Origin of the sequence: Fibrobacter sp. UWR3, from assembly GCF_900143055.1 — a bacterium.
Classification (GTDB): Bacteria; Fibrobacterota; Fibrobacteria; order Fibrobacterales; family Fibrobacteraceae; genus Fibrobacter.
Genome location: NZ_FRCW01000002.1, coordinates 350,679 through 377,579, shown reverse-complemented (window position 1 = coordinate 377,579; position 26,901 = coordinate 350,679). Strand labels below are relative to the sequence as shown.

The 26,901-nt window shown below is 56.0% G+C and carries 25 protein-coding genes and 1 tRNA gene; 18 read left to right on the top strand and 8 right to left on the bottom strand.

Translation table 11 applies throughout. The annotated features are described in order from the left end of the window. Positions 1-15: 15 nt before the first annotated feature. Positions 16-753, top strand: a complete 738-nt coding sequence (locus BUA44_RS03800) for a DUF2334 domain-containing protein (protein ID WP_072808731.1) — start codon at positions 16-18, stop codon at positions 751-753. Positions 754-809: 56 nt separating this feature from the next. Here the strand turns inward: BUA44_RS03800 and BUA44_RS03795 are convergent, their stop codons facing one another. The 3 genes from BUA44_RS03795 to BUA44_RS03785 all read right to left on the bottom strand — a co-directional run bounded on the left by BUA44_RS03795 (position 810) and on the right by BUA44_RS03785 (position 3,677). Further along, the gene (locus BUA44_RS03795; RefSeq protein ID WP_072808729.1) at positions 810-2,798 is read right to left on the bottom strand and encodes a M23 family metallopeptidase; all 1,989 of its coding nucleotides are present in this window, start codon (positions 2,796-2,798) and stop codon (positions 810-812) included. Positions 2,799-2,890: 92 nt separating this feature from the next. Further along, positions 2,891-2,963 (bottom strand) — tRNA-Ala (locus tag BUA44_RS03790). A gap of 168 nt (positions 2,964-3,131) precedes the next feature. Beyond that, positions 3,132-3,677, bottom strand: coding sequence for a peptidylprolyl isomerase (locus BUA44_RS03785; protein ID WP_072808727.1), 546 nt, complete (start codon positions 3,675-3,677; stop codon positions 3,132-3,134). Between the two features lie 106 nt (positions 3,678-3,783). On the opposite strand from BUA44_RS03785, the gene pyrR reads away from it, so the two are divergent. The 9 genes from pyrR (at position 3,784) to pilQ (ending at position 13,585) form a co-directional block, all read left to right on the top strand. Further along, positions 3,784-4,344: a bifunctional pyr operon transcriptional regulator/uracil phosphoribosyltransferase PyrR gene (pyrR, locus tag BUA44_RS03780; RefSeq protein ID WP_072808725.1), complete on the top strand. Its 561-nt coding sequence runs from the start codon at positions 3,784-3,786 to the stop codon at positions 4,342-4,344. A 1-nt stretch (position 4,345) separates the two neighbouring features. Continuing rightward, positions 4,346-5,281, top strand: a complete 936-nt coding sequence (locus tag BUA44_RS03775; protein ID WP_072808723.1) for an aspartate carbamoyltransferase catalytic subunit — start codon at positions 4,346-4,348, stop codon at positions 5,279-5,281. After that, positions 5,274-6,521, top strand: coding sequence for a dihydroorotase (locus BUA44_RS03770; protein WP_072808721.1), 1,248 nt, complete (start codon positions 5,274-5,276; stop codon positions 6,519-6,521). Before BUA44_RS03775 ends, BUA44_RS03770 begins: the two co-directional genes overlap by 8 nt. Before the next feature lie 3 nt (positions 6,522-6,524). Then, positions 6,525-7,535 (top strand): PilZ domain-containing protein, encoded by a 1,011-nt coding sequence (locus BUA44_RS03765; RefSeq protein WP_072808713.1) that lies wholly within the window; start codon positions 6,525-6,527, stop codon positions 7,533-7,535. 97 nt (positions 7,536-7,632) lie between these two features. After that, the gene (pilM, locus tag BUA44_RS03760; protein ID WP_072808711.1) at positions 7,633-8,781 is read left to right on the top strand and encodes a pilus assembly protein PilM; all 1,149 of its coding nucleotides are present in this window, start codon (positions 7,633-7,635) and stop codon (positions 8,779-8,781) included. Continuing rightward, complete coding sequence (locus tag BUA44_RS03755) at positions 8,781-9,416, top strand: PilN domain-containing protein (RefSeq protein ID WP_072808709.1); 636 nt, start codon at positions 8,781-8,783, stop codon at positions 9,414-9,416. The genes pilM and BUA44_RS03755 overlap by 1 nt, the downstream gene beginning before the upstream one ends. 1 nt (position 9,417) lies before the next feature. Next, positions 9,418-10,017, top strand: a complete 600-nt coding sequence (locus tag BUA44_RS03750; protein ID WP_072808707.1) for a type IV pilus inner membrane component PilO — start codon at positions 9,418-9,420, stop codon at positions 10,015-10,017. Continuing rightward, on the top strand, positions 10,014-11,978 hold the full coding sequence (locus BUA44_RS03745; RefSeq protein WP_255370449.1) for a hypothetical protein: 1,965 nt from the start codon (positions 10,014-10,016) through the stop codon (positions 11,976-11,978). The genes BUA44_RS03750 and BUA44_RS03745 overlap by 4 nt, the downstream gene beginning before the upstream one ends. Beyond that, positions 11,975-13,585 (top strand): type IV pilus secretin PilQ, encoded by a 1,611-nt coding sequence (gene pilQ / locus BUA44_RS03740; protein ID WP_083579456.1) that lies wholly within the window; start codon positions 11,975-11,977, stop codon positions 13,583-13,585. Before BUA44_RS03745 ends, pilQ begins: the two co-directional genes overlap by 4 nt. A 109-nt stretch (positions 13,586-13,694) precedes the next feature. Here the strand turns inward: pilQ and holA are convergent, their stop codons facing one another. Both holA and greA read right to left on the bottom strand, forming a co-directional pair. Beyond that, positions 13,695-14,663: a DNA polymerase III subunit delta gene (gene holA / locus BUA44_RS03735; protein ID WP_072808705.1), complete on the bottom strand. Its 969-nt coding sequence runs from the start codon at positions 14,661-14,663 to the stop codon at positions 13,695-13,697. 12 nt (positions 14,664-14,675) lie between these two features. Then, positions 14,676-15,143, bottom strand: coding sequence for a transcription elongation factor GreA (gene greA, locus BUA44_RS03730; RefSeq protein WP_072808703.1), 468 nt, complete (start codon positions 15,141-15,143; stop codon positions 14,676-14,678). A gap of 74 nt (positions 15,144-15,217) precedes the next feature. Between greA and argJ the strand changes: the two genes are divergently transcribed. Continuing rightward, positions 15,218-16,435, top strand: coding sequence for a bifunctional glutamate N-acetyltransferase/amino-acid acetyltransferase ArgJ (gene argJ / locus BUA44_RS03725; RefSeq protein WP_072808701.1), 1,218 nt, complete (start codon positions 15,218-15,220; stop codon positions 16,433-16,435). Between the two features lie 140 nt (positions 16,436-16,575). Here argJ and BUA44_RS03720 read toward each other — a convergent pair whose 3' ends face one another. Together BUA44_RS03720 and BUA44_RS03715 are read right to left on the bottom strand one after the other, a co-directional pair. Beyond that, entirely contained in the window at positions 16,576-17,502 is a 927-nt protein-coding gene (locus BUA44_RS03720; protein ID WP_072808699.1) for an FISUMP domain-containing protein, read from the bottom strand. A 15-nt stretch (positions 17,503-17,517) separates the two neighbouring features. Further along, the gene (locus tag BUA44_RS03715; RefSeq protein ID WP_072808697.1) at positions 17,518-18,630 is read right to left on the bottom strand and encodes a glycosyl hydrolase family 8; all 1,113 of its coding nucleotides are present in this window, start codon (positions 18,628-18,630) and stop codon (positions 17,518-17,520) included. A gap of 120 nt (positions 18,631-18,750) precedes the next feature. Here BUA44_RS03715 and BUA44_RS03710 point away from each other — a divergent pair, with 120 nt between their 5' ends. Then, positions 18,751-19,614, top strand: coding sequence for an NAD(P)/FAD-dependent oxidoreductase (locus BUA44_RS03710; protein WP_072808695.1), 864 nt, complete (start codon positions 18,751-18,753; stop codon positions 19,612-19,614). Positions 19,615-19,899: 285 nt separating this feature from the next. Here the strand turns inward: BUA44_RS03710 and BUA44_RS03705 are convergent, their stop codons facing one another. Beyond that, positions 19,900-20,208: a hypothetical protein gene (locus BUA44_RS03705; RefSeq protein ID WP_143151851.1), complete on the bottom strand. Its 309-nt coding sequence runs from the start codon at positions 20,206-20,208 to the stop codon at positions 19,900-19,902. A 232-nt stretch (positions 20,209-20,440) separates the two neighbouring features. Between BUA44_RS03705 and BUA44_RS03700 the strand changes: the two genes are divergently transcribed. From BUA44_RS03700 to murF, 6 genes are read left to right on the top strand one after another with little or no spacing between them, the layout of a single operon-like run. Continuing rightward, a complete protein-coding gene (locus BUA44_RS03700) occupies positions 20,441-20,917 on the top strand; it encodes a division/cell wall cluster transcriptional repressor MraZ (RefSeq protein ID WP_072808691.1) in 477 nt (158 codons plus the stop codon). Beyond that, positions 20,904-21,917: a 16S rRNA (cytosine(1402)-N(4))-methyltransferase RsmH gene (rsmH, locus tag BUA44_RS03695; protein ID WP_072808689.1), complete on the top strand. Its 1,014-nt coding sequence runs from the start codon at positions 20,904-20,906 to the stop codon at positions 21,915-21,917. Before BUA44_RS03700 ends, rsmH begins: the two co-directional genes overlap by 14 nt. 8 nt (positions 21,918-21,925) lie before the next feature. After that, a complete protein-coding gene (locus tag BUA44_RS03690; RefSeq protein WP_143151850.1) occupies positions 21,926-22,228 on the top strand; it encodes a hypothetical protein in 303 nt (100 codons plus the stop codon). Beyond that, positions 22,221-24,089 carry a penicillin-binding protein gene (locus BUA44_RS03685; protein WP_255370448.1) on the top strand — a complete coding sequence of 623 codons (1,869 nt, stop codon included), beginning with the start codon at positions 22,221-22,223 and terminating at the stop codon, positions 24,087-24,089. Before BUA44_RS03690 ends, BUA44_RS03685 begins: the two co-directional genes overlap by 8 nt. Then, positions 24,089-25,513, top strand: a complete 1,425-nt coding sequence (locus BUA44_RS03680) for a UDP-N-acetylmuramoyl-L-alanyl-D-glutamate--2,6-diaminopimelate ligase (RefSeq protein ID WP_072808685.1) — start codon at positions 24,089-24,091, stop codon at positions 25,511-25,513. The genes BUA44_RS03685 and BUA44_RS03680 overlap by 1 nt, the downstream gene beginning before the upstream one ends. Then, positions 25,507-26,895, top strand: coding sequence for a UDP-N-acetylmuramoyl-tripeptide--D-alanyl-D-alanine ligase (gene murF, locus BUA44_RS03675; RefSeq protein ID WP_072808683.1), 1,389 nt, complete (start codon positions 25,507-25,509; stop codon positions 26,893-26,895). The genes BUA44_RS03680 and murF overlap by 7 nt, the downstream gene beginning before the upstream one ends. The last annotated feature ends 6 nt before the right edge of the window (positions 26,896-26,901 follow it).

Below are 26,901 nucleotides of genomic sequence, written 5' to 3'. Positions count from 1 at the left end.
TACTATCTTCACAGCATGGCCCGTAAATTTCTCCTCTGCTTTCACGATATAAACATCTGGAATTACCGGAAGGTCGTTCCCGAAATCCGCTCGCTCAAGGATCTCTGCGGGCGCGGGTTCAGCCTGCTCGTGATTCCCTGCACCGACGGTGCTACGCCGGAGGCTGTGCGCGAGTTCCGTGACACGCTGTTGCAACTGGAATCGGAGGGCTTTGAACTTGCCCTGCACGGATACAAGCACAAGGCGGAATTCAGCCAGGGACGCAGTTACATGGGCCTTGTGGGCATGAACCTTACGGGGGGCGAGGCCGAATTTGCGGGGCTCTGCGAGTACGAATCCTCGCGCCTGTTGCAGTGCGGCCTTAAGGCTTGGAACGATCTTTTTTCTGCGGAAGGTTCCACGAGCGTCGTGACGCATACGCTGCCTGCGGCGTTTATTCCGCCGACGTGGTATTCGAACCGGCATCTTCCGGGCCAGGTGCGTGCAGCGAAAATGCTCTACGAAGACCGTTTTTCCCTCACGACGGCGAAGGGTTTTCGCTATGCCTCTCCGGTGGCAAGTTTTGCGGGACTGCCTGCAAGCCTTGAAAAACTTGCGGTAGCCTTCGGGTCGCTTATCATGAGGTTGCCGGTAGGTATTCCCCGTCTGGCGATACATCCGGACGATTACCCGCGCATGAGGGGAGTCGTTCGCGATCTGGTGCGCGCGGCGTTAAACAACCGGCGTACGCTCGCACATTACGGCGAACTCTAGTTCGCCGCGCAGTTTAATCCCTAAACGAGGTTTTTGTCTTGGATTGAAAGGGCTTGCTACATCTCCGGGATGGTGATGTCGTAGCTTACCTTGTGCTTTGCCTCGTCCTGAATCTGGATGTTGATTTTTTCGCCTGCATCGGGGAGCTTTTCTGCGAGGATCACGATTTCGCGCGGTTCGGAATCGTATTCCGCCGCAATCCAGTTCTTGCCCGATTTTACGTTAATTGCGTTGCCGTCGGGAATGCCGTCGTACTTGTATATCAGGGGAATCCTGAGCACGGGCTGGTTCAGGCCGAACGCCATCGCGTCTGCCCAGTAGGGGAACCCGAGTGTCGGGGGCTCGTCGTTCTGGATGCTTGCGATGTCGCGCAGTTCGTTCGTGCTGGCGCAGCGCTTTTTACCCGAACTCTGCTTGCTGAATATGAACCAGTTGCGGCTCGTTTCGCCCAGCCAGTAGAGCGGTGCGGGGTTGTCCGGGTTCTCGATGCACACGTCCCACTTTCCGCGGAACTGCAGCCCCTTGGGGTGGAATTCCAGGTAGTCCACGCTGTCGGTGCGGGTGCGTGTCACGGCGAGCACGCGGATTGTGGAATCGTGCCCGACCGGGATGCCGCTAATCTTCTGGCCAACGGCGATATCGCCAATCTTTGTATTCCAGTTGATGCTGGTCTGGTGCTTGCCGAAGGGGAACACGGCGATGGTCTCGTCGACCTCGCGCCCGTTGCCGGTGGACTTCGCGTCGGCACTGTACTGGATTGCCTTCAGGTCGGGGTAGGTCTCCACGATTTTTGCAAGCAGCGTGGGCTTGTGCTTGAACACCTTGCAAAGGTCTTCGGAAAGTGTCGCGTCCTTGCTGCCCATTGCCTTGAAGGTGTAGCCCGATTCGCAGCGGAACAGGTCGATCATGGGCTTTGCAAGGAAGGTGTAGAGCGGGGAAGTCTGGAACTGGGTGGTCGCGAGCTGCGAGTTACCCTTGCACTTGGGGTGCAACGTAAACTTGCGCGTGGTGACGTGGCCCGCGAAGTCCTCCACCTCGAGGCGGTACGAGGAAAGCGGGGCAATCCTTGCGCCGATGTAGTGCCAGTCGCCGGCGGTGTCGGCTTCTTCGGCCCACAGGAGCTCGTCCCTGATGTTGATCATCTTCTTGTAGCTGAGCGTGTCGTACGTTTTGCTGTAGACCTTCTCGTCGTAGCGCCACACTTCTATGCGGCGGATGGACATCGGGTTGTCCTTGGGTTCCCGGCTGTAGTCGGCAATCTTGATTGCCATGTGGAGCGGGAACTCGTTCTTTACGGGGTTTACGGCGCAGCCCTTGCTGAAGGCCTCTGCGCTGGTGGTCGCGAATTCGTTGCCCTGCCATACGGCTGCCCCGAAAATCTGCGGTGCGATGGTATCGCTGATGACAGTCCCCGCGAGGACGGGGTTGATGATGCGGTCGTTGTCGAGGCGCACTTCCAGGTGCAGGTGCGGGTTTCCGATGCCGCTGCTCCCGGCGAAGGTGAGCGTGTCACCCTTCTTGTAGCGCACGTTGGGTTTCAGTTTCACGTCGTTTTTCTTGGTGGCGTACTGCTTTGCCATCACCATCTCGTCGAGCTTGCCGAAACTGCTCTGGTGCGCAAACGCCCACGTCTTGCCGCTTTCGCCCTTGAATAGCATGAGTTTCCCGTACATGAACGGCGATACGCTCAGTTCGGTCACGGTTCCGTTCTCGGGGGCGTAGACGACCCAGCCTTCCTCCATTTGCGTAGAGAAGTCGAAACCTGCATGGTAGCGCGTACCGCGGTTTTCGCCGAAACTCGAGGTGAGGTAGGCGTCCTTGTTGAAGGGGCTGTACGGGGGCTGCTTTGCGCCGAGTACCGTCAGGCGGGGGCCGTCGCTTGCGGGCTTGGCCTCTGCGCCGGGAACAGTCAAGTTATGTTCAGCGAGGCAGTCCTCGTAGGCGAACGCATCCATGGTTTCTTCGTTGCAGGGGGACTGCTGTGCAAGGGAAATGCCTGCACAACCGAGGGCGAAGCATATAACTTTGTTCAAAACCGTATTCATGTGGAGAAAGATACATATTTATTACGGCGGCTCCGTTTTTCCCTGCGTGGCCGGGTATAAAAAAAGACCCGCTTTTGAGCGAGTCTTTTTCGTGGAGCTAAGGAGAGTCGAACTCCTGACCTCCTGCATGCCATGCAGGCGCTCTACCAACTGAGCTATAACCCCGAAAGGTGCACCAAATATAGAATAAAAAATGGGCGTGTCAAGGGAAATTTTGAAAAAAATTATAAAAAAAGGTCACTGGTCATTAGTCAATGGTCACTGGCTCTAGAAAAAGGGGCCGAAGACCCAAATTACAGAACTAATGACTAATAACTAATGACCAATAACTAATCACGCCTTCTCGATGGTCACGGACTCGATAATCACGTCATCGTAAGGGGCATCACGGCGGTCGGTCTTGACGTTTGCGATATCGTCGAGCACGTCGAAGCCTTCGTAGAGCTGGCCGAACACGGAGTAGCCGTCAGCCGGGCCGGGGCCCACCTGGTCGTGGTCCAAAAAGTGCACGTTGTCGCCGTGGACAATGAAGAACTGGCTGCCGATGGAGTTCGGCATGGCGGTCTTTGCCCAGCTGAGGGCGCCGCGCATGTGGGTGAGGCACGGGTCGTACTTGTCGCCGATGGTAGTGCCCGGGCCCTTGGCGGAGTGTCCGCCGGTGCCGTTCCTGCGGGTGAAGTCGCCGCCCTGGATCATGAAATCCTTGATGATACGGTGGAAGGGGGCACCGTCGTACTTGCCTTGCTTTGCAAGTTCGATGAAGTTCGTGGCGCATTCGCCGACGCGGTCTTCGAAGAGGCGGAGCTTCATTACTCCGTGGTTGGTGGTCATGATGGCGATGGTTTCGCCCGGCTGCGGTTTATCCAGCTGATTGAACATGTAAACTCCAGTGTTTGATAGGTTAATTCTCTATGCATTGTATATATACAAAAATAAGGTGCGGTTTTCCTCTTTTTCTATAAAAAATGCTAGATTAAAACACGATATGAAAGACAACTGCAAACGTATCCAGGAATTGCTTTCCGCGCAGGCCATGGAATTCGCCCTCGACGAAATGGCCGCGAAAATTGCGAAAATGCACCCTTCCGCCGAGAACCTGATTGTCCTCGGCATGGCAAGCCGCGGAATCCCGCTGGCAAAGAAACTGAGCGACAGGCTCTCGCAAAAATTCGGCAAGCCCATCGAGATGGGCTGCCTTGACGCGACATTCTACCGCGACGACTTCCACTACCGCAAGCCCAGCGCCTCTACCGAGATGCGCTTTACCGAGATGCCCGCCTCCGTGGAAGGCAAGACGGTAATCCTCGTGGACGACGTGCTCTACACGGGCCGCTCGGTGCGTGCCGCCATGCAGGCGATTCTTGACCTCGGGCGCCCCGCCGCCATCCGGCTCTGCGTGCTGGTGGACCGCGGCCACCGCGAACTCCCGATTGCCCCGGACTGCGTGGGCCTTACGGTAGAGACCGCACAGAACCAGGAAGTCCGCGTGATGATTGAACCCATTGACAGTGAAAATTCCGTTTATCTCGTAGAAGTGGAGGCATAGCGTGAGCGCGCTTGAGATTAAACACCTTTTTGGACTGCGCGGGGTATCGAAACACGATATCCGCATGATTCTCGATAACGCGAAGCAGTTCCGCGAAATTCTGGAACGCCCGGTAAAGAAGGTTCCGAGCCTGCGCGGCATGACGGTCGTGAACCTGTTCTTCGAGAACAGCACCCGCACCCGCACGAGTTTTGAGCTTGCAGAAAAACGACTCTCTGCAGATACGGTGAACTTCACGAGTTCCAACTCCAGCGTGAAGAAGGGCGAAACGCTTGTCGATACGCTCCGTAACATCGAGGCCATGAAGATCGACATCGTGGTCGTCCGCCACAAGGGGACGGGCGTCCCGAAGTTCCTCGCCGACAACAGCAATGCGATTATCGTGAACGCGGGCGACGGTGCGCACGAGCACCCCACACAGGCGCTGCTCGACATGCTCACCATCGAAGAAAAGCTCGGAACCCTCGAAGGCAAGAACGTGACGATTGTGGGCGATATCCGCCACAGCCGCGTGGCCCGCAGTAACCTCTGGGGCATGACGACGATGGGTGCGCACGTGACGCTCTGCGGACCGAGCACCCTGGTCCCCCGCAATACCGAACTGATGGACAAGGTCACCTGGGAAAGCGATGTGAAGAAGGCCGTGAAAAATGCGGATGCGATTATCGCGCTTCGCCTGCAAAAGGAACGCATGGACGATGCCCTGTTGCCCAGCATGCGCGAATACCGCAACACCTTCGGCATCACGCACGACCTGCTCGAAAACGTGAAGGACCAGGTGCTGGTCATGCACCCTGGGCCCATCAACCGTGGGGTGGAACTCGACAGCGAAATTGCCGACGGAGAAAATTCGGTCATCCTGAACCAGGTGACCAACGGCGTGGCCGTGCGAATGGCCGTGCTTTACCTTTTGGCTGGAGGTCGTGCAAATGCGTAATATCGTCTTGAACAACGTCCGCCCCTTTGTTGACGGGAAGATTGCTGAACCTGCGAAGATTTGCCTCGTGGATGGGGCCTGGGCCTCGTCCGCACCCGAAGGGACACCTGAATTTGATGCGAAGGGCGCAGTCGCCCTCCCGGCGCTCTTCGGCCTCGGGCTCGATTTCAAGGAACCCCTGCGCGACGACATCTACACCTTCAAGGACGGTGTGGAGGCCATGCGCCGTGGCGGCTTCTACGGCGGCCTTTACGAAAGCAACGCGAACGCCATAGACGATTCCCTGAAGCTTGCCGCCATCCAGCAGATTAGCGCGAATTGCGGCCTCTCGTTCGCCTTCCTGGGCGCGTTCAGCATGGGCTACCAGTGCAAGGACCTCGCCGAAATGGTGGAGCTTTCCGAAGGCGGTGTGGTCGGCTTCGGCGACGGCAACCACAACTGCTCGCGTTCGCGCTTCCTGCGCCTTGCGATGGAATACGGTTCCATGACGGGCAAGCGCTTCTTCTTTATGCCGCTCGATGACTCGCTCCGCCACCACGGGCTCGTGCACGAGGGCAGTTTCGCCGACACGCTCGGCATGAAGGGAATCCCGCGCATCGCCGAGACGATGGAAGCGTTCCGGATTCTTGAAATGGCGCGCTTCCTGAAGGTGCCGGTGCATCTGAAGCAGGTGAGCTGCGGCGAGACGCTCAAGCTTATCGAACGTGCGCGCACGCAGGGCGTGGACGTGACCTGCGACGTGGATATCTACCACCTGCTCCTGGACGACAGCTGCCTGTTCGACCTCGACTCGCACTGCAACGTGCCTATGCCGTTCCGTTCTGCGGAAGACCGCGAGGCCTTGTGGCAAGGGCTCGAGTCGGGAACCGTGAATGCAATCAGCGTGAACCACGACCCGGTGCTCAGGCAGGACAAGGAAGTGAATTTCGAGGATGCGGTGCCGGGAGCGGTTTCGCTGGAAGTCGCGCTCCCCGCAATCTGGAAACCGCTCTGCACGCGGCTTTCCGCCGCGCGCGCGGTGGAACTCCTTTCCACCGCCCCGGCACAGCTTGCAGGAATTGAACCCGCAGCGCTTAAGCAGGGCGGACAGGCGAGTCTGGTTCTCCTTGACCCGGATGCAGAAACGGAAGTCGTTTCCTCGATGTTTGCGGGCAAGACCCGCAACTGCCCGCTCCTGGGCAAGAAGTTGCCTTCCCGTATCCTCGGCACTTATATCAACGGAAACTGGAACGAGGGATAGCTCGTGATTCTGCCTGCTCAGTTGTTCTGGATTTGTTCGATCGCCATCTTGGGACTGGTGCTCCTAGTCCTCATTGAGATTCATCGTTCCAATGACCGCCGCGAAAACGCGGAAATGTTCGGGACGAAGGATTTCGAGAATAAGGTGGAAGAACGCGGCCTTACGCCGAAGGAAATCCGGACAATGGAGAAACTGGTCCGTGCATCCAAGTTCGAAAACAAGGATGCCGTGCTGAATTCCTCGCACCTGTTCGAGGCAGCCGTATGCGACTTCTACGATTTCCGCGATGTGGACAAGGTTCGTGACGAGACGCTGGACGCCATAACGGGGCTGCGCGAGAAACTTGCATTCGATGCGGCGAATCCGCTCACCGTAATCGTGTGTACGCGCCAGTTCAACGTGGGTAACCGTGTCGACATCCTGTTCGACGGCGGGGCAAAGCTCAAGCATTCCGAAATCCTTTCACGCCGCGAGAAGTACTGGAAGGTCTCTTACGACGACAGTTTCGGTCCGGGCAAGTCCTACGTGGGCAAGGAAGTCCGCATCCGCTGGACCCGTCCTGAGGACGCGGTCTATTCTGCGTATGTGAAGGTAATGGATAGCGAACCCGGGAAGCTTGTCCTTCGCCATTCGAACGATCTTGAAAAGCAGCAGCTGCGTCGCTGGCTCCGTGAAATTGTCAATTTCCCGGTCGAAGTCACCCTTGCCGATGGTTCCAAGATTTCGGGCGTCCTCTACGACCTGTCTGCCGGCGGTATCCTTATCGGGCTTCCGCAGGAATACCCGGGCGGTACCCACGTGCATATCCATTTCGAACTCCCGAGTTTTGGCCCCGAAGACGTGGAAATTGAGATTTTGCGCAGTTTAGGCCATAAAAACAGCGATTATCCGGAACTTTTCTCCATGACGGCGTCCTTTACCGGAGCCTTCGGATGGACCCAGGAACGCGTTTTGCAGTACATATTTGAGGTAAATAAGCGAAAAAGGCAAAAGAAATGGCCGAAAATGCGCTAACTAGTTGATTTTTAATGACTTAGATGCATTTTTCTCTTGACATTTTGCTTTTATAAAGGTAGAATTAGGGTAGTATTGTTTCCGATCGGAGTTTACTTTGGCACTAGATTTGCTCGCTCGAATTCGCGGTGAACGCGAGACTATCGGCATCGATGTTGGCCATTACAGCATCAAGTACGTGAAGGTTTACCACAACAGTCGCGGTGGCCATGTTGTCGTCGAGATTGATACGGAACCCGTTCCGGAAGGCTCCGTCATTAACGGCGAAATCCAACGTCGCGAGGGCGAACCTACGACAGGTCCCGACGGCAAGAAGGAAAAGGACGGCTACGAACTTTTGAGCGAGGCGCTCACCAAGATGATGATGCGCCATACCCGCGATGCCAATACCGATATTGTCGCATGCGTGAACTGCGGTGCTGGCGCCGGCGGCGTGCTGGTCGACAGGATTAGCGTGAAGGTGCCGAAGAACGGCAACGAGTCGGCGATTATTCTCCAGACCGCGCAGTCCCGTCCGCCCTTCGATGACCAGGACAACGTGATTGACTACGAGATTGAATCCCGCGAAGGCGAGGAAGTCAAGGCGAACGTCGTTGCCGCGAAAAACGCGCTTCTTGATTCCTGGGCCCAGTTCTTTACCGTGAAGGGGCTCAAGCTCACCGCGATGGACGTCGATATCTTCGGCCTTTTGAACGCCTACACGGCGACCGCTTCCGAAGAAGACCTCAAGCAGACTACCGCCGTCATCAACATCGGCGAAAAGAAGATGAGCATCGGGTTCATCCAGCAGGGCAAGTTCCACTCCATGCGTGCCATGACCGGTGGCTCGATTGACATGATTATTGCAAAGCTCGGCGTGACGCTCGGTGTCGATGCCGCCAAGTGCCACGAGATTTTCGAGACGGGCGATCTGGGCATCGTGGACGGGTTTGCCGAAGCCGAAGTGGAAGAGGCCTTGAAGCTTGCCTTTGAAGACATTATGGCCCAGGTGGAATTCGGTATCCGCTACTACTCTTCTTCGGAAGATTCCGAACCGCTGAACAAGATCTTGCTCGGCGGCGGTGGCGCCTCCATCAAGGGCTTGAAGGAATATATCGCCGAACGTTCCGGCATAGAGACCGACACCGTGAACCCGTTCCGTTACGTTGAATGTGATGCGAGCGTGGTGGGCGAATCGGGCGTGTCCCTCGCTTTATCCAACATCCTTGCGCCAGCGCTTGGGCTTGCTATGAGGAAGTTTGACTAATGGCAGAAAAGAAAACAAAGACTAAGACGAAGACGAAAGCGAAGAACGCCGCAAAGCGTTCGATATGCATTTCGATTAACCTCTTGCCTCCGGAGTACCGCAAGGTCAAGAAGGATCTTTCGTGGATTACTGACCGCCGCATTGTTTGGCCTACGCTGGCATTGATTGTCGCTATTGTCGGGTTCATGTACGCGAACATTTTGATTGACGAAACAATCATGAGCCTTGAGAACGATGTGACTCGCGTGAAGGAAGAAGTCGAACGTGAACGTCCATTGCTCACGAAGATTGGCGACCTCGAACAGAAACAGGCGATTGTCAATACCAAGATTAATGCGCTCAAGAGCATCCAGGTGAGCAAGCGTCGCTGGGTGGTGCTGTTCGAAAACGTGTCGTCGGTGCTGCCGCCCAACATGTGGCTCACGAGCCTCAACCAGGTGTCGGAAGACAACCTCGAGATGAAGGGCATGACGTTTGACTTCTCGGAAGTGGCCGAGTACATGGTCAAGCTCGAGAAGCAGGTAAGCGTTGAAAAGGTGTCGCTCCTGACTATCGCTACCACCAAGGTCGATGGCGAGGAAGCGTATAGCTTTACCATCAAGATAGTCCTGAAGCAGGACCTGGGGGAGGGCTAGCATGGGTAATTTCGATTTTAAAGACAAGAAGAACATATACCTGATTGTTGTATGTCTCCTTATTGTGGGTCTTATCTACTACACATACGACTACGTGTATAACCCGTATGTACAAAGGAAGCAGCAACTAGAATCTGAACTCAGCACTGCACAGTCCGAACTCGACAAGATTAACGCGAAGAAGCACCGCATTGCGGAGCTTGAACTGCAGCTGGTGCAGGCCGAGAAGGATTTCGAAAAGCTGAAGGAAATGTTCCCCGAAGAGGAAAAGGTTCCGCTGCGCCTGCAGGATTTGTATGCCGTGCTACGCAGTTCGGGCGTGCAGATCCAGAAGTTCAATCCGGAAGGTTCTTCCCAGAAGGAACACTACATCGAGAACCGCTACTCCATCGCGGTCAACTCGGGTTACCACATGCTGGGCTACCTGTTTGCTGAAATTGCGAACTTCAATTACCCGACGGCGATTACGAACCTCAGGTTGAACCGCTACTCGGGAATTGCCGCCGAACTCCAGAAGGCGGAAACCCACGGCTGGACTCCCATTACGGTGTCGGTGTCGTTTAACCTGACCACCTATACATCCAAGAAGGTTGGCCCATGATGATGAACAAATTAATTACTTTGTTCCTGTTCGTCGCGGTGGCCGTGAACGCTGCTCAGATTAAGGATGTGAGTTTCGGTTGCGATAAGAGCAATTGCGCCGTCACGTTCAAGTTTGCCTCGGACAAGGATTTGCCCTCATTCTTCCAGAAGTACGATGCCAAGTCGCACAAGCTTACCCTCGGTTTTTCGACGAGTGAGTTCGCTCTTGGCATGGGTGCGTTTGAAATTGACCCCTCCTCGGAATGGGTCAAGTCCATGAAGGTCTACAAGGAACCCTTCCGCGGGTCGGATTTCTTGAAGATTGACTTGATTGTCGGTTCTGCGATTAAATCTGACAAGAACGAGATTGCTCTCAACAAGTCGGACTTTATGCTGAAACTCGCCGGCAAGGGCGGGAAGGCCTGGACGCTCTCGAAGCTCTTTGCTGACCGCAAGAAGGCTGCCGAGAAGGCCGCTGCCGAAGAGAAGAAGGCTGCTGAAAAGGCCGCCCTCGAAGAGAAGAAGCGTGCCGCCGAAGAAAAGAAGGCCGCCGAGAAGGCTGCCCTTGAAGAAAAGAAGCGCCTTGCCGAAGAGAAGAAGGCTGCCGAAAAGCAGGCCGCTCTCGACAAGAAGGCCGCAGAAAAGGCTGCTGCCGAAGAAAAGAAGCGTTTAGCCGAAGAGAAGAAGGCGGCTGAAAAGCGTGCTCTCGAAGAAAAGAAGGCTGCGGAAAAGGCTGCTCTCGAGGAACGCAAGCGCGAGGCTGCCGAAAGGAAAGAAGCCGAGAAGCGCGCCCTCGAAGAGAAGAAGGCTGCAGAAAAGGCCGCGAAGGAAGAAGAGAAGCGCATTGCCGAGGAACAGAAGAACCTCGACAAGGCTATCAAGGAAGGCGGCAAGATTTCTGCACTCCTCCCGAACCTGAAGGAAATGACGGTGCTCGTGGGTTCCGGCATGGAACAGTTCCGCCTGGTGGCGACCACCCCGATTGAACTGCAGAACGTGACTGGTCCGGACAAGGCGGGTACGATTGTTATCGGGCTTGCCGGCCCGCAAAAGTCGCCGGTGTTCAAGATTGGTGCGGGTACGCTCGTGAAGCACGTGACCTGGGGTGCGAACGGCCTCAAGGTGCAGTTGCAGCAGAACGCGAAGCCCGTTATCGTGGTGCAGGAAGGTGCACTTATTTTGCAGGTCCGGGAAACGACTATCAAGAAGGATGGCTTCCTCTTCTGGAGCGCCCATCCGGATGGAATCTTCGTGCGCGACTGGATGAAGTCGGCCGAAGAAAAGCCCTCCTTTGAAACTTTCGTGAGCAAGCACGACAAGGAAAGCAAGAAGCTCGTCTCGGGTTCGCAGACATTCCACCTGCGCCCTGTGGTACGTGAACTCATTGTCGTCGCCGACGAAATTGAACTTTTTGCCGCGCCCAACGACAACTCGCAGGTGCTCAAGCGCCTCACCTTCGGTGACCGCCTCGTGAGCCTCGATGTTTCGGGCCTCTATTGCAAGGTGCAGTTCGGTAGCCACATCGGCTTCGTGAACAAGCGCGCAGTCAGTTACATGGATGAACTTTCCGCCGTGCAGACGGAGCGCCTCAAGCAGGTCGACAAGGAAAGGGGCGAGATTCTTTCCGAAAATGGCGAGATTGCTGGCAGCCAGCTCGACGGCCTCTACGATGACCGCGTGACCTACAGTTCCTTCGGCCGTCGTGACCCGTTTGTCGAAATCAAGGGCCTCGTGGAAGAAGGCATCAACATCGACCAGGTCGAACTTGTCGGTATTATCTGGGAATCCGATGTCCCGATGGCGCTCCTCGTGGAATCCAAGAATCCTTCCATATCCTACACGCTTAAGGAAGGCGACAAGATTCTCAACGGAAAAGTTCTTAAAATCACACAAACAGACGTGCTCTTCCTTATTCAAGAATTTGGCGTGAGCCGTCGCTACTCTATGGGTCTTCCCGATAAATTTGGGGGTCAAAAGTGAAAAAGCTGATTAAAATACTCATGGTCCTGTCCCTGGTAGTGGGACTCTCCTCGGTCTGTGCTGCCCCCGCGTCGGGTTCCGTGGAACCCAACAAGAAGCTGTACGACTTCTCGTTCGTGGACACTGACTTCAGTGCCGTGTTCCGCTCTGTTTCTGTGGTTGCGGGTGTCGATATCTTGCTTGCTCCCGATGTGAAGGGCAAGATGAGCATCAAGGTCACCAAGAAAACCTGGCAGGAAACGCTCGACATTATCTGCGAAATCAATGACCTCACCTGGGTTATTCAGGACAAGTACATCGTGGTTCAGCGCCAGAGTACTTACCAGGCCAAGCAGAAGAAGATTGCCGACGAGGAAAAGCAGCAGGAAGATACTGCTCCGCTCGTACGCAAGAACTTCCAGATTCACCACGCGAAGGCCGACGAACTCGTGAAGGTGCTCGAAAGCATGAAGAGCGGTCGTGGCCGTATCACCGTCGTGGAACGCACGAACTCCATTATCGTGTACGATACCGATTCTAAGATTGAGCAGATGGAAAACGCCCTTACCGAACTTGACGTGGAAACCCTCCAGATCATGATTACTGCGAAGCTCGTGGTGGTGAACAGCCAGCGCGCCCGCGAACTCGGTGTGGACTGGAGCGCGATGCTCGGCAACAACGTCTCTATGACTCCGGGTGCGGCAAACGGTACTTACGGAAGCCAGGCTGGGTCTAGCCGTGGCGCTGCCATGGTTACGTCCTTCCCGAACAACGGTGCAACGCCTGCTGTTAGCGGTGCCGCAACGACTATTACCACGAGCCTGTTCGACAACAACCTGAAGCTCGCCGTGTCGAGCCTGATGGGTGACGCTTCTACCGAAGTGCTCGCGAGCCCGCAGGTCTCTACGCTCGACAATACCGAAGCCCAGGTGTTCATGGGTGACAAGGTTTCTATCCGCGTGATTGACGATAGCGGTGAATCTTCTACGCAGCTCGTCGAAACCGGTATCAAGCTGACGGTTACCCCGCACGTTTCGGGCGACAACCGCATCTTGCTTGACCTGCACCCGGAAAACAACTCCTACGATTACGACTCCAAGGGCGAAATCGTGATCAGTACGCAGGAAGCCAAGACGAAGGTCGTGGTGGCTGACGGCGAGACCGTGATTATCGGCGGCCTGACCCGTAACGAGACCCAGGAATCCGAGAGCGGCATTCCGTTCCTCAAGGACATTCCGTTCTTCGGCAACCTCTTCAAGTATACGCGTCATTCCGTGGTCAAGAAGGACCTCGTGATCTTCGTGACCCCGCGCATTATCCGCAATTACATCGGCAACGTGGAACTTTCCGAACCTTCCGCCGAAGTGGCTGAACAGGGCGCTCCGCAGATGCAGAAGGTGGAACAGCCGGCTCCGGCTGCACAGCCTGCACAACAGGCTGCTCCTGCAGCACAGCCCGCTGCTCAGAGCGCTCCTGCCGCTGATGCTTCGACAGGCTCAGCAACCAGTCCGGCTCCTGCACAGGAACCTGCCCCTGCCGCAGAACCTGCTCCGGCATCCGAGCCCGCTGCGGAAACTCCCGCCGCACCGGAACCTGCTGCAAACGACGTCCAGGACGACTGGAACTAAGCCGTTCCTTCAAGAACTTAAGAAGCCCGCTCCAAGCGGGCTTCTCTGTTTATATTGGAATTGTTTTAGAGAGGGAGGGCCAGCCGTGCGTATGCCGTCCCTAGTTGCACTATCGCACGACGAGTGCAGCGAGGGCGAGTTCTTGTGCGATCTTCGTGCTGCACTTTCCGCTCTTGATTTCGTAGTCGATATCGGAGAGGCGGCGAATTACCCTGCAGAGCAGAGGCTTGCTCCAGCGCTTGGCGCATTCCGGGGCGCGCCCCAGCTTGTTGAACACGTAGTCGTTCTTGCCCATGGCCTTTGCGGCATCGGCAGGTGACATCTTCTTTTCGGTCAGGGTCATGAAGTTCAGCAGGTCAATGGCGTAGTAGTAGAGCGATGCGACTATGGGGACTGCTTCCACGCCGTTCCTGAACATTTCGTTCAGCAGTCGGGTGTATGCCTTCACGTCGCGTAGCCCGAACGGCGTGTTTATTTCGTACGACGCGTTCTTGCGCTGCGGAACCACCATGGATTTCACGAGGTCGAGCGTGATTTTTTTGCAGTTGGGGTCGTACATCAGGACCTTCTCGACTTCCTCGCAGACGATTTTCGTCTTGTTGCCGAGCGCGTCGGCGAGGTAGTAGCAGGCGTCCCTGTCGATTGCCTTGTTGAAGTGCGAGGGAATTGCGGCCGCAATCCAGTCGGCCATCTTGTACTGGGGCGGTTCGTCGAATTTCTCGATTTCGCCCACGCTCTTGAGTGTCTTGTACAGTTCCCCGCGCCCGTCGAGTTTCGAGAACTCGAAAAGGAGTGTGCAGTTGGGCTTGTGGCTCAGCCACTTGGTGAGTTCGCGCGTGTCGTCGGCCTTGAGTTCGTCGGCCTTGCGGACGACGACCGTCTGTTCGGGCGAGAACATGGATACGCTGTCACATGCAGTAATGACCGACTCCGCGATGGAGGCGATGTTCGGGTCCGTCGCGAACAGAATCTGCTTTGCCATCGGGTCGTCTTTGCGGTCGCCGAGGGTATCTTGCAGGAATTTCTCGATGCGCATGTCCTTCGAGAAATCGTCATTGCCGATGAGCGCGATAATCATCTGCGGGTCCAGTTAGCTGAAGTCGATAATCTGGAACTTGTTTACGCCCCTCGGGGTCGTGACTTCGATGGTTTCGCCCTTCTTCTGGCCCATGAGGGCGGCTCCGATGGGGCTCTTGAAGCTGATTTTGCCGTTGAGGGCGTCTGCCTCTTCGGGGCTCACCAGCTGGTACACGACGTTCTTCTTGGTCTTTGCGTTGAGGAGCGTGACCTTCGCGCCAAAGCGGATGGTGTCGGAATTCGGGTCGAACGCGACGACTTCGGCGCGGGCAATCTGGTCCTGGAGCCTGGGCATCTCGATGTTGTCGATGGAGGCGAGGCGTTCCTTCGCTGCGTGGTATTCGGCGTTTTCGCTCAAATCGCCTTGCGCACGGGCATCAACCAGTTCCTGCAATACGCGCGGGCGTTCAACATTTTTTAAATTTTCTAGGTCCTTGATGAGCTTGTCGAAAGCTTCCTGTGTAAACTTGATCTTTTCCATGCTCTACAAGGTAAAAATTTTAACGGGCGTTGCGAGCCCCGAATCGCAAAGAAAGCTTCTTTTTAGGAGATACTATGTACACTGTGCTGGAAAAAGGCGGCGTTTGCTCACCCAAGGGCTTTACCGCATCTGGAATTTGCGCTGGCATCAAGGCCAGCGGTAACGCCGACATGGCGCTTTTGAAAAGCGAGAAGGCGGCCCGCTGTTTCGCCGTTTTTACCACCAACAAGGTGAAGGCCGCTCCGGTACTGTACGACAAGGCTGCGCTTGAACACGCACACTTCGCGACTGCAGTCGTGGTGAACAGCGGCAACGCGAACGCCTGTACCGGCGAACAGGGCTACAAGGATGCCGAACGCATGGCCGTGATGACCGAGGAGGCTCTTGGCCTTACCCCGAAGAGCGTGCTCGTTTGCAGCACGGGCGTGATTGGCCACCTGATGCCGATGGACAAGATCGAGGCGGGAATCCCGAAGCTCGTGGAAAAACTGCATGCCGATGCTTCCGAGGAATTCGGGCGCGCAATCCTCACGACCGACCTTGCCCTCAAGAGCCACGCCGTGGAAATCCAGACGGAGAAGGGCGTGATTACGATTGGCGGCGCCTGCAAGGGTTCGGGCATGATTCACCCGAACATGGCGACGATGCTTGCCTTCATCACGACCGACATCTCGCTCCCCATAGACTTCTTTGCCGAATTCCGTGCCGACATCGCCGATTCCTTCAATGCGATTACGGTGGACGGCGACACGAGCACGAACGACACGTGCATCTTGCTAGCAAACGGCATGAGCGGGCTTCGTTACGAGGACCTGAGCTTGAGCGAACAGGGCGAGTTCCGTGCTGCTCTCATGCTCATCATGCAGAGCCTCGCAAAAGACATCGTGCGTGATGGCGAAGGTGCCACCAAGCTTATCGAACTGCGTATCGAGAAGGCCGAAAGCCACGAAGAAGCGCTCCGCATGGCGCGCTTTATCGGTACCAGCAACCTTGCGAAGTGCGCGATGTTCGGTGAAGACCCGAACTGGGGCCGCATCCTCAGCAGCGCGGGTTCCAGCGGTTGCAACATGGTGGCCGAACACACCGACCTGTACTTCGGCGACGTGAAGGTCTTGGAAGGCGGGCGCCCGCTCCAGCTTGACGAGGCCCAGACGGCGGCACTCCATGCCGTGGTGCGCCAGCGTGAATACAAAGTAACGCTCGTGCTCAACATTGGGCAGGCATCCGCAAGCGCGTTTACCTGCGACCTGAGCTACGGCTACGTGAAGATCAACGCGGAATACACGACGTGATTTAGACGAAAGGACGCAAGTCTCTGCGAGACTTGCTATAGACGAAAGACGAAAGAAGTTTCTCGTTGAAAAAAATCGCTCCGGTTTGGCCGGAGCAATTTTTCATTCCACATTCCTCACTACACATTTCACATTGTTGCCTAGTCTTTCAGGCAGCGGAGGCTTGCGCCGAATTCGGGATTGAACTTCTCGAACTTCGCGATGTCCTTGTCGTGGTAGAACACGAGCACTTCGCCTTCGGCTGTCCAGAGGTAGGCCTTCTTGCCGGCATCTTCGAACTTGCGTTCCTTCAGCGGAACATCGCTCTTCGCGAAGTGTGCGCCGCCGGCCTTCACGCCGAACCCGAGTTCATCCTTGCCGTTGCCGTAGTCGTTGCCGCCTTCCTTGATGGGGTCCCAGCCGAAGCCGGCCTTGAGCACGGTGCCGACCTTGCCGCTTGTCTCGGCGAAGGTGAGGAGTGTTTTCCATTCATCCTTGGTGGGCATGTGGAAACCTTCGAGGCAGGCCTTCTTCGCGTTCTCGAAGTTGTAGAGGCGGCCCCAGTGGTTGCACTGGTTGCACACGGAACCTTCGTAGGTGCCGAAGTTCATGTTCTCTGCGGTCCAGAGCTGCGTGCCGATTCGAATCCACTGGTAGGCGTATCCGTCGCGCGGGTCCTTGTAGCTGCCGTCGGTCGCGGGAGTTCCGTCGGGGTCGAACACCTCGCCGAATTCAACCTGCTTGTTCTTCTGGTACTTGGCCTTGGAGGCGAGCTTGCCGTTCTTGTGGTACTTCACGACTTCGCCCTCGATGTAGCCGTCGGCGAACGGGGTTTCGGCCTGGAGCGTGCCGTCCTCGTAGTATTCCTTCTGCAGGCCTTCCTTGCGGTCGGCGTTGTAGGTGGTCTCGCGCCGGAGAGTGCCGTTGTTGTAGTACTCCTTCTCGAGGCCCTGCTTCTTGTCCTTGACGTAGGTGGTTTCCATGCGCACCTTTCCGTCGGGGAATTCCTGCACGCGGATGTCGTCACAGGCGGTGAATGCAAGTGCTGCCGCAAGGGTAGCGCCAATGAGGATGGTTCTCTGTTTCATCGTGTTCTCCTTGTTCTAGAATTCAATCTTACCGGCGGTGGCCAAGAGCCCGATAATGTAGAGCATGCCGTCGTAGTAGCGCCAGAAGCGGAACGGGACGGAAAGTGCCGCGAGGTCCTTGACGAAGGGCTTTACCAGCGGGTCTTCGGAATCGAGTACCTGCGTGGCGGCTGCGTTCATCGCGATAATGCCCAGCGTGGCGTTGCGGCCCTGGCGCGGGTAGGGCCCGCCGTCGGTCGCGTAGTCAGAGAGGTAGGGCCTCCTGTTCTCGAAGAAGTTCAGCAGGCGCGTGCAGATTTCCTTCTCGCTCTCGTCGCCGCCAAAGAGTGCGTAGTCGAGGCTCAGGTTGAGCGCAACGCGCCAGGCGTCTCCGCTGAAGCAGTTGCTTTCGGGGAACCAGGGCATTGCCTTCGGGGTGCCGTCGTATTCGGAGTAGTCGCCGCAGAGGCCGGTTTCGGGGTGGGCGGCCTTCTTCAGGTACTCGATGCTGTTCTTCGCAATTTCGAGCCACTCGCTGTCGCCGGTCGCATCGGCGTAGGCGCGGTAGAACGCGATGGTGTGGTAGCTCGGGTCGGTAAAGTCGTTGCCCAGCACGGGCGAGAACTTGATGAGCTTCCTTTCGGGGTCGATCATCGGGCCCACGAGTTCGTTGAACGGCTTGTTCTTGATGCAGTTGATGAGTTCGATGGCCTCCTGCTTGTAGTCGTCGCGGCTAAACTTCTTTGCGGCGATGAGGAGGGCTGCCGCGATGTATTCCTCGCCGTCGGGGGCAGCCCCCGGGTCCATCATCGAGAAGTCGGTGGTGGAGACTTGCCAGGAGTAGTAGCCCTTGTGCGGGCCGTCGTCGTTGCGCAGGTATTTCTTCGCGAAGTTCCAGAGTTTCTGGAAAAGCTTGTCGTGGCCGGTGAGGGCGGCAATGAACATGCCGTAACTCATGCCCTCGGAGCGGATGTCGTCGTGGCCGATGTCGATGATGTATGCCATGTCGTCGGCTGCATCAAAGCACACGCGCTCGTCGATGGGGTCGCCCTCGAAGAGTTTGCTGAATGCGTTCTGGATTAGCTGGTCGGCGAAGTTCGGGCCGTAGCCTGCTTCGACGAACATGTCGCGGGGCTTTTTACATTCCATATAAAATCCTCTATTCTATTATCTAAAATAACTTAATTTGTCCCGTATGCAAAACCGCTTTTTGAAAACAAGTGTAAAAAAATGTGTGGAAATTTCGTATTTTTACAACGAGAGGTATTTATGGCAGATATGTTGATTATTGGACAGGGCCCGGCAGGCGTTTCAGCATCGCTTTATGCGTTGCGTGCCGGATTGGACGTTATCTTGGTCGGGAAGGGCGCCGGTGCGCTCGAAAAGGCGCATATGATAGAGAATTATTACGGGCTCGAGAAACCGCTGACGGGCGCAGAACTCTATGAGGTGGGCAAGAAGCAGGCCGAGCGTCTTGGGGCGAACCTTGTAGAGGACGAGGTGACCGACCTGTTCTTCGACGGGAAGGAATTCGTGGCGACGGGGCTCAAGGGCGAGTACCGTGGTCGCGCGTGCATCATGGCGACGGGTTCTGCCCGCAAGAAGACTCCTCTCCCGGGTATGGCCGAGATGGAAGGCCACGGCGTGAGCTACTGCGCGGTGTGCGATGCGTTCTTTTACCGCGGGAAGGATGTCGCGGTTCTTGGGTCGGGCGAGTATGCCCTGCATGAATGCAATGAACTCCTGAATGTGGTCGGAAGTGTGACGCTCCTTACGAATGGTGTGGAACCGACGGCTGAATTCACAGACAAAGTAAGGATTGACAAGCGAAAGCTCGCGGGCCTTGTGGGCGAGGGAACGTTTGCCGGCGTAAAGTTCGATGATGGCGAGGAACTGAAACTCGACGGACTGTTTGTCGCCCTCGGCAGCGCAAGTGCCATGGATCTTGCGCGGAAGGCGGGAGCCGCCTTTGACGGCGGCAGCGTCGTGCTGGACAAGGATTACATGACGACGGTTCCCGGCCTGTTTGCCTCGGGGGACTGCACCGGCGGTACGTTGCAGGTCGCTGTCGCCGTGGGCGAGGGCGCCATTGCGGGCCTTGCCGCCATCAAGTATTTGCGTGAAAATCGCTAGGTGCCCGTGCAAATAATCCGCAAGGCTTTTTTGCCAAAATAGCAGACCAAATGCCTTGCTTGTGGACGTTTAGTCTGCAATATATTAGTTTGTGTGTGATAAAATTTGCTGCTTTAACGCCTTTTAGCGCAGATTCTGTGTTAAAAGGACTTCTTTTTGTCATATTTTGTTTGGAAAAAAGACAAATGTTGTTACCTTGTTTGTAAAAAAACAGACTAAATGACTACTTTTAACCGATTTGGTCTGCTAAAATGTCAAAATGAAGGCTTTTAGCCCTCCCTTGTCTCACTTATCAAGCCCTTGGTATTTTCTTTTGGGCTTGTTGTCCTTTCCCTTATTCTTTTTCATGCTCTTTAGCGCCTTGTCGAACTCGTCTTCGACCACGTATTCGTATGGCTTGGCTCCAGGAGGGAGCGCTCCGGCATTGCACATGATGAAAATGGCAAGGCCGAACCAGATGGTAGAGGGCAGCGCCAGCATGCCGAAGAGCGTAGTTTCATCAAAATAGATGTTGTGCCCTACGACTAGGGTAGGGTACAATAGGACAATCGCGATGATCTTGATCTTCAGTTTGGTAAGCTTGAACTTTTTCATAGCGTAGTCAAAATTTAGTTTGATAAATCCAACTTGGCCCGATAGGGTCATTTTTTTTTGTTAATGCACATCTGAACACTAAAACAAAATCGGACCTCGGTACGAGGTATGCTTTCTGTAAGTTTTCCGGTTTCTGGGGGCGATATTCCAAAATTTTATTGCCGTAGTGGTAGAAAATGTTTAATTTTACCATGTGTTATAAGTGTTGTGGCAAAGTGTGTCAAGGAATCAAATGGATTTAGGTTATTTCATAGGCAGCGCCAAGACGGCGATAGACGGAAAGGGAAGGTCTTCCTTCCCTAGGGAACTCCGTCGCCAGCTGTGGGCTTCCGAAGGGACTGAGTTCGTAGTCGCTCGCGACCCGGACCACACCCTCCGGTTGTACATGCTGCCTGAGTACGCCAAATTCATGGCCGAACTCGATGCGTTCATAGATCGCCCTCGAGCCGATGAATTCCGGAAACAGCTCGATGCCAGCCTAGTAGAAATGGATGGCCAGAACCGCATTCTTATTCCCAAGAAATTGTTGGAATATGCGGGTCTCACGACAGAAGTGGTTTACACTCCCGGTCGTGGACGCTCTCTGGAATTGTGGAACCCCGAACGATTCGAAAACAAGAGCAAGATCGATACCGATGCTGCTCAGAAGTCGTTCGACGAAATGTTCCGCCTAATCGGTTCGTCGGGAGGTCTTGATGGCAAACGCTGACCTCAGACAAACTAATTTACAGACAAACGAATATTCTGCGGCTCTTGCCGGCGCTACCGATGGCGTGTTCTATCACGACCCCGTGATGCTTGCCGAATGCCTTGATGGGTTGAACATCAAGCCTGACGGTACCTATGGCGACTGTACGCTGGGCGGTGGCGGACATTCCTACGCGATTGCAAATAAATTAAACGAAGAAGGAACGCTTCACGCGTTTGACCGCGACGAGGAAGCGGTTGCGTTTGCAACCAAGCGCCTTGCGGGTGTGAAGTGCAAGTTCGTGGTGCATCCGGTGCGTTTTGGCGAGCTGAAGAACGAGATTGCGCCGAACACTCTGGATGGCATCCTTTACGATTTGGGAATCAGCAGCCACCAGGTCGACGATTCCAAGCGCGGGTTCACCTTTGTGGGCGATAACCCGCTCGACCTCCGCATGGACCGCCGTGAAGGAACCTCTGCGCAGGAATGGCTCAAGAATGTCGATGCAGAAACGCTTGCCGGTGCTCTCCGCAAGAATTCGGATATGGACCGTGCGTTCAAACTTGCGACCCGCCTTGTAGAAATGGCGACTATCGCCAAAAAGGAAGGCCGTGCCATCTTGCCCTCGGACGTGAAGTCTGTTGTGGAATCGGTATTCCCCGACAAGAAGCGCGAAGTGAACGGCCTTTTGGCCCGCGTATTCCAGGCGGTACGCATGGAAGTGAACGGTGAACTGAAGGAAATCGAGGACAGCCTCCGCGCCGCGGTGGATTGCCTCAAGGTGGGTGGCCGCCTGGTGGTGATGAGCTACCATTCCGTGGAAGACCGCTGTGTCAAGGAAACGGCTGCCGAATTCGAACGCGCTTGCATTTGCCCGGAGAACCTGCCGGTATGCGTGTGCGGTGGCAATCACCAGAAGCTTAGGAAGGTCAATCGCAAGCCGATTTTGCCGACAAACGAAGAAATTGCGAACAACAGCAGGGCTCGCTCTGCAAAACTAAGGGTTTACGAACGGGTATGAGCGAAACTGTGAAAATGCCTGTACTGAAGACGAACAAGATGATCGCTCTGATCGTCGTGCTCGCCGCGTTCGCTATCGTGATCGGTATCATGACTCCGCTATACTTGCAGAACAAGATCAACGCGCTCTACAAGGAATATAGCAGGCTTTCGAACGAGACGACTGTCCTGGAGAGCGATATACTGCAGTTGAAACTCAAGGTGAACCAGTATTCTTCGCTGGAACGCCTGAAGGACTTTGCCAAGGTTGCTGGGCTTGAATTGAATGCCGTGCCGGTGAAGGTCATTGGCGAAGGAGGGGCCGGTGAATAACAAAGTCCAGATAGAACCGCTCGCCTTTATCAAGTGGCTCCTGATGAGCCTCATCGCTATCCTTGCGTGGCAGACGATAAACATCCAGGTGGTGAACCGCGAAGTTTACCAGACGCAGACTGAGAGCATGGTGGTCAGCACGAAAAACGTGCATGCCGACCGTGGCCGTATTCTGGACCGTAATGGAAACGTGTTCGCGGATAATGTCAGCGATTCGGCGAACAACTATAGCCGCCTTTTCTTGCAGGGTAAGCTTGCGAGCCAGCTCATCGGGAAGGTGGGGCACGATGGAAAGGGCAGCATGGGCCTTGAACTTACCTTTGACGAAAAGCTGAGGGGCGTTAGTGGCCTCAGGGTCGGGGTGAAGGACCTTTACACGCGTTCCCGCGAAGTGGCGAAGGCCGAACCCGGTATGAGCCTCGTGCTTACCATCGACAAGAACATACAGGAAATTGTCGAGAGGGAACTTAAGGACGGTGTCGAGGAATTTGACGCGAAGAGCGCGAGCGCGGTTGTGGTGGAGCCGTACACGGGCGAAATACTTGCGATGGCGAGCTACCCGACGTTCGATCCGAACTCCAAGACGCAGGGCGTTGGCCGCATGTCGAAAAACGATATCGTCTCCATGTCGTACGAACCGGGTTCTACCTTCAAGGTGATTACCGCCGCTGCGGCAATCGAGAACAAGGTGGTTGACCCGGCCCGCGTTTACGAGAACGAGGGCAAGTGCTGGAAATGGAACCCGAAATCGGAAAAGATTTGCGATACGCATATCTACGGCGACATGGACATGAGCGAGGCGATGGTGCAATCCTCGAACATCGTGTTTGCAAAGATTGCCGACGAGGTGGGCGCGGACAAGCTCTACCACATGGCGCGCAGTTTTGGTTTCGGTATGCCGACGTCGGAGTTCTTTGCCGGCGAGGAAAATGGCCGCCTGCTCAAGCCCTACGAACTCAAGCGCGATGACCGTACGCTGAAGACGATGGGTTTTGGCCACGCAGTTTCCGTGACGCCTATCCAGATGGCGATGGCTTATGCGGCAGTCGCGAATGGTGGCGTATTGATGGAACCGATGATTGTGCGTGAATGGCGCGATGCCCAGGATAGCGTTGTCGAGAAAAGAGCGCCGACTCCCGTGCGCCGCGTGATTTCTGAAAGCACGGCGTCGACAATCCGCTCCATGCTTTACCGCGTGGTGAACAGCGGTACAGCGAAGAAGGTGGTCTCGAAGAAGATTCCCGATGTGCTGTTCGGCGGCAAGACGGGTACGGCAGAAAAGTTCAACCAGGAAACGCAGAAGTATGACCGCGACCATCAGGTGGCATCGTTCATTGGCCTTGCCCCTGTGGAAGATACGCGCTACGTGTGCCTGGTGCTGGTCGATGACCCGCAGGGCAAGCACGTGGGCGGCCTTACCGCGGGCCCGATTTTCCGCCGGATTATGGAAGGCATCTACTACAATCCGGAAACATCGCCGCTTTCGCATAACCTCGCGCAGGTCAAGCCGCAGAACCCTTGCGATGTGGAATTTATGGGCCTGACTGTCGATGGCGCCAAGAAACTTGCCGATGACAAGGGCTGCAAGGTTACCTTCGTGGGTGAAGGCAACCGCGTGATGTCGCAGAATGTGGACGGAACGGGCGATGCGGGCATTGTGCTTTCGCTCGGGAACGTTTCGGCATCCAGAATGCCGGACCTGAACGGGCTTTCGCTCCGTGACGCTATGGAAATTATGGGCAATATACGCGTGAATGTGGAATACGAAGGCAAGGGCCGCGTAGTGGCGCAGTCCCCGAAGCCCGAGGAAGAACTCCGCAAGGGGACCATTTGCAAGTTGACGCTCAAGGAGAGAGGCTGATGATTTCGGAAGGATTGATGCAGAACTTGTCTGTGAAGGTTCTGTGCGACGATTCCCGCCGTGCGAAGCCTGGTGATTTGTTCTTCTCGCTTTCGACGGAAGGTTTCGAGGAATTTGCGCGCAATGCCGTTGCCGCGGGTGCCGTTGCCGTGGTGAGCGAGTTGCCTGCGCCCGAAGGGCTTACCTCCAGGTGGATTCAGGTGTCCGACGTGAAGGCGGCGCGTCTCGAGGCCGCAAGGATTTTCTACAAGGACCCGTTCGCGAAACTGGCCTGCCATGCCGTTACCGGTACGAACGGTAAGACGACGAGCGCTTTCCTGATGAACGCAATGCTCGAGTCTTCGGGCAAGAAGACGGCCCTCCTCGGGACCATCAAGAACAAGATTGGCGATACCTCCGTGGTGGCGACGCTTACGACGCCCGGGCTTCTGGACCTGTTCGCTTTTGCCGCGAAGGCCGTGGCGGCGGGCTGCACCGACCTGGTGATGGAAGCCTCCTCGCATTCGCTGGTGCAGGGGCGCGTGGCGGGAATCCGCTTCAGGAGCGCGCTCTTCAGCAACCTCACGCAGGACCATCTCGATTACCACAAGACGATGGAAAACTACTTCGAGGCAAAGAAACTCCTGTTCACGAAGTATCTTGCGGAAGATGGCGTTGCGGTACTGAACATCGACGATGCGCATGGCGAAAAGATTTTTGACGAGATGAAAGCGGCCGGCCGCAAGGCGGTTGCCGTATCGCGCCTCGGGAATGCGAAGGCCGACGTGAAGCCTGAGGGGGCGGTGAAGAGCACCGAGGAAGGGCTCGAGATGCTGCTCCCGATGATTGCGAAGGAAAAGCTGGAAACGCCGCTATGTGGCGAATTCAACGTGGATAATGTATTGCTGGTGCTCGCCTGGGCGAATGCCATCGGGATTCAGGAACTCGCTATGCGTGCGGCAATTGCGAGCGTGCGTGTGCCGGGCCGTTTTGAGAAGGTCTGGAACAAGGGTGGCCGCCACGTGATTGTGGATTACGCCCACACGCCCGATGCCCTCGAGCGCGTGCTGAATACGGCTCGCAGCCTCTGCCGCGGTACGCTTTCGACCGTGTTCGGTTGTGGCGGTGACCGTGACCGCACCAAGCGCCCGATTATGGGGCATATTGCGGAAACCCTTGCCGACAAGGCCTGGCTCACCTCCGATAACCCGCGCACGGAAGACCCGCTTGCGATTATCGAGGACGTGCGTGCCGGAATGAAGACGGAAAAGTTCGAGGTTGTCCCCGACCGTGCCGAGGCGATTCGCAAGGCATGTGCTGCCCTGAAGGATGGCGACTGGCTCGTGATTGCGGGCAAGGGGCACGAGGATTACCAGATTGTCGGGAAGACGAAACACCATTTTGACGACCGCGAACAGGCGGTGAAGGCGATGGAAGAATGCTGAAACTTGATTTGACAGTGCAACAGATGCTGGAAATCCTGGAAACCGATGCAGTCGGCGTTCCGGCCCGCACTCTGAAAAGGAAGGTGAATCTTTGCCTGGATTCACGCGAGAAGGCCAAGGGCGTTGTGTTCTGGCCTATAAAGGGCACGCGTTTCGATGCCCACAAGTTTGTTCCTCAAATGGAAAAGGATGGAGCGCTGATGAGCGTAGTAAACAAGGAATCCGTTGAAGAGAATACCATCAAGATGTACGCCCCGGTGGACGATACCACCAAGGCCCTCCTCAAGCTCGCGAAGGGCTACCAGCGCCTCTTCAAGGTGAAGAAGGTTGCCATTACCGGCAGTAACGGCAAGACCACCACGAAGGAAATGGTGAAGGCGGTGCTTTCTGCGAAATACAATACGCACGCCACGCAGGGGAACTTCAACAACCATATCGGTGTCCCGATGACGCTGTTCCAGCTGAAGCATAGCCACGAGGCGGCCGTCGTCGAGATGGGCACGAGTGGCCCCGACGAGATTCGCCCGCTTTCGCTTGCGGTGGAACCCGACGTGGCGGTAATTACGAACATTGGCGCCTCGCATCTTGAGCGTCTCGGTGACCTGGACGGAGTCTTCAGGGAGAAAATCACCATCAGGGAAGGCCTGAAGGCGGGCGGCACGCTTATCGTGAATGCGGACGACCCGCGCCTCTGCAAGGTGCGCAAGACGAGGAACATGAACGTGGTGACCTTCGGCGTGAAGCGCGGTATCATCAAGCCCGAAAAGCTTACCTGGAACGAGAATGCCTGTGCCGATTTCTATATCGGGCGTACGCACTTTGTGCTGAACGTGCCGGGCACGCACAACCTCTACAACTCGCTTGCAGCCATTGCCGTGGGCGATGCATTCCGCGTGCCGCGTACCACCATCGCGCGTGCCCTCGGGAACTTCCGTGCGACCAACATGCGTATGGAAATCCGCAAGGCGGCGGGCTTCAAGATTGTGTCCGACTGCTACAATGCGAACCCGTCTTCTACCCGTATGGCGCTCCAGACCATCGGCCACATGGATATTCGCGGGAGCCGCATCGCGGTGCTCGGCGACATGCTCGAACTGGGCAAGGCGAGCAAGGATTTGCACAAGGAAATCGGCGCCCTCGTGCCCGAGATGAACTTTGACCTCCTCCTTGCGGTAGGCAAGGATGCGCAGGAATTCGTGAAGGGAGCGCGTGCTGCCGGCATGGCGCAGGCGTACCACTTCGATTCCGTGCAGGAAGTGATTGAATTTCTGGGCGATGTCGTGTCGGAAGGCGATGTCGTGCTGGTGAAGGGCAGCCGCGGCATGCACATGGAGCAGGTCGTGGATGCGCTCACGAAACTTTCTCCGGTTTCCAAGGACTAGCAACTG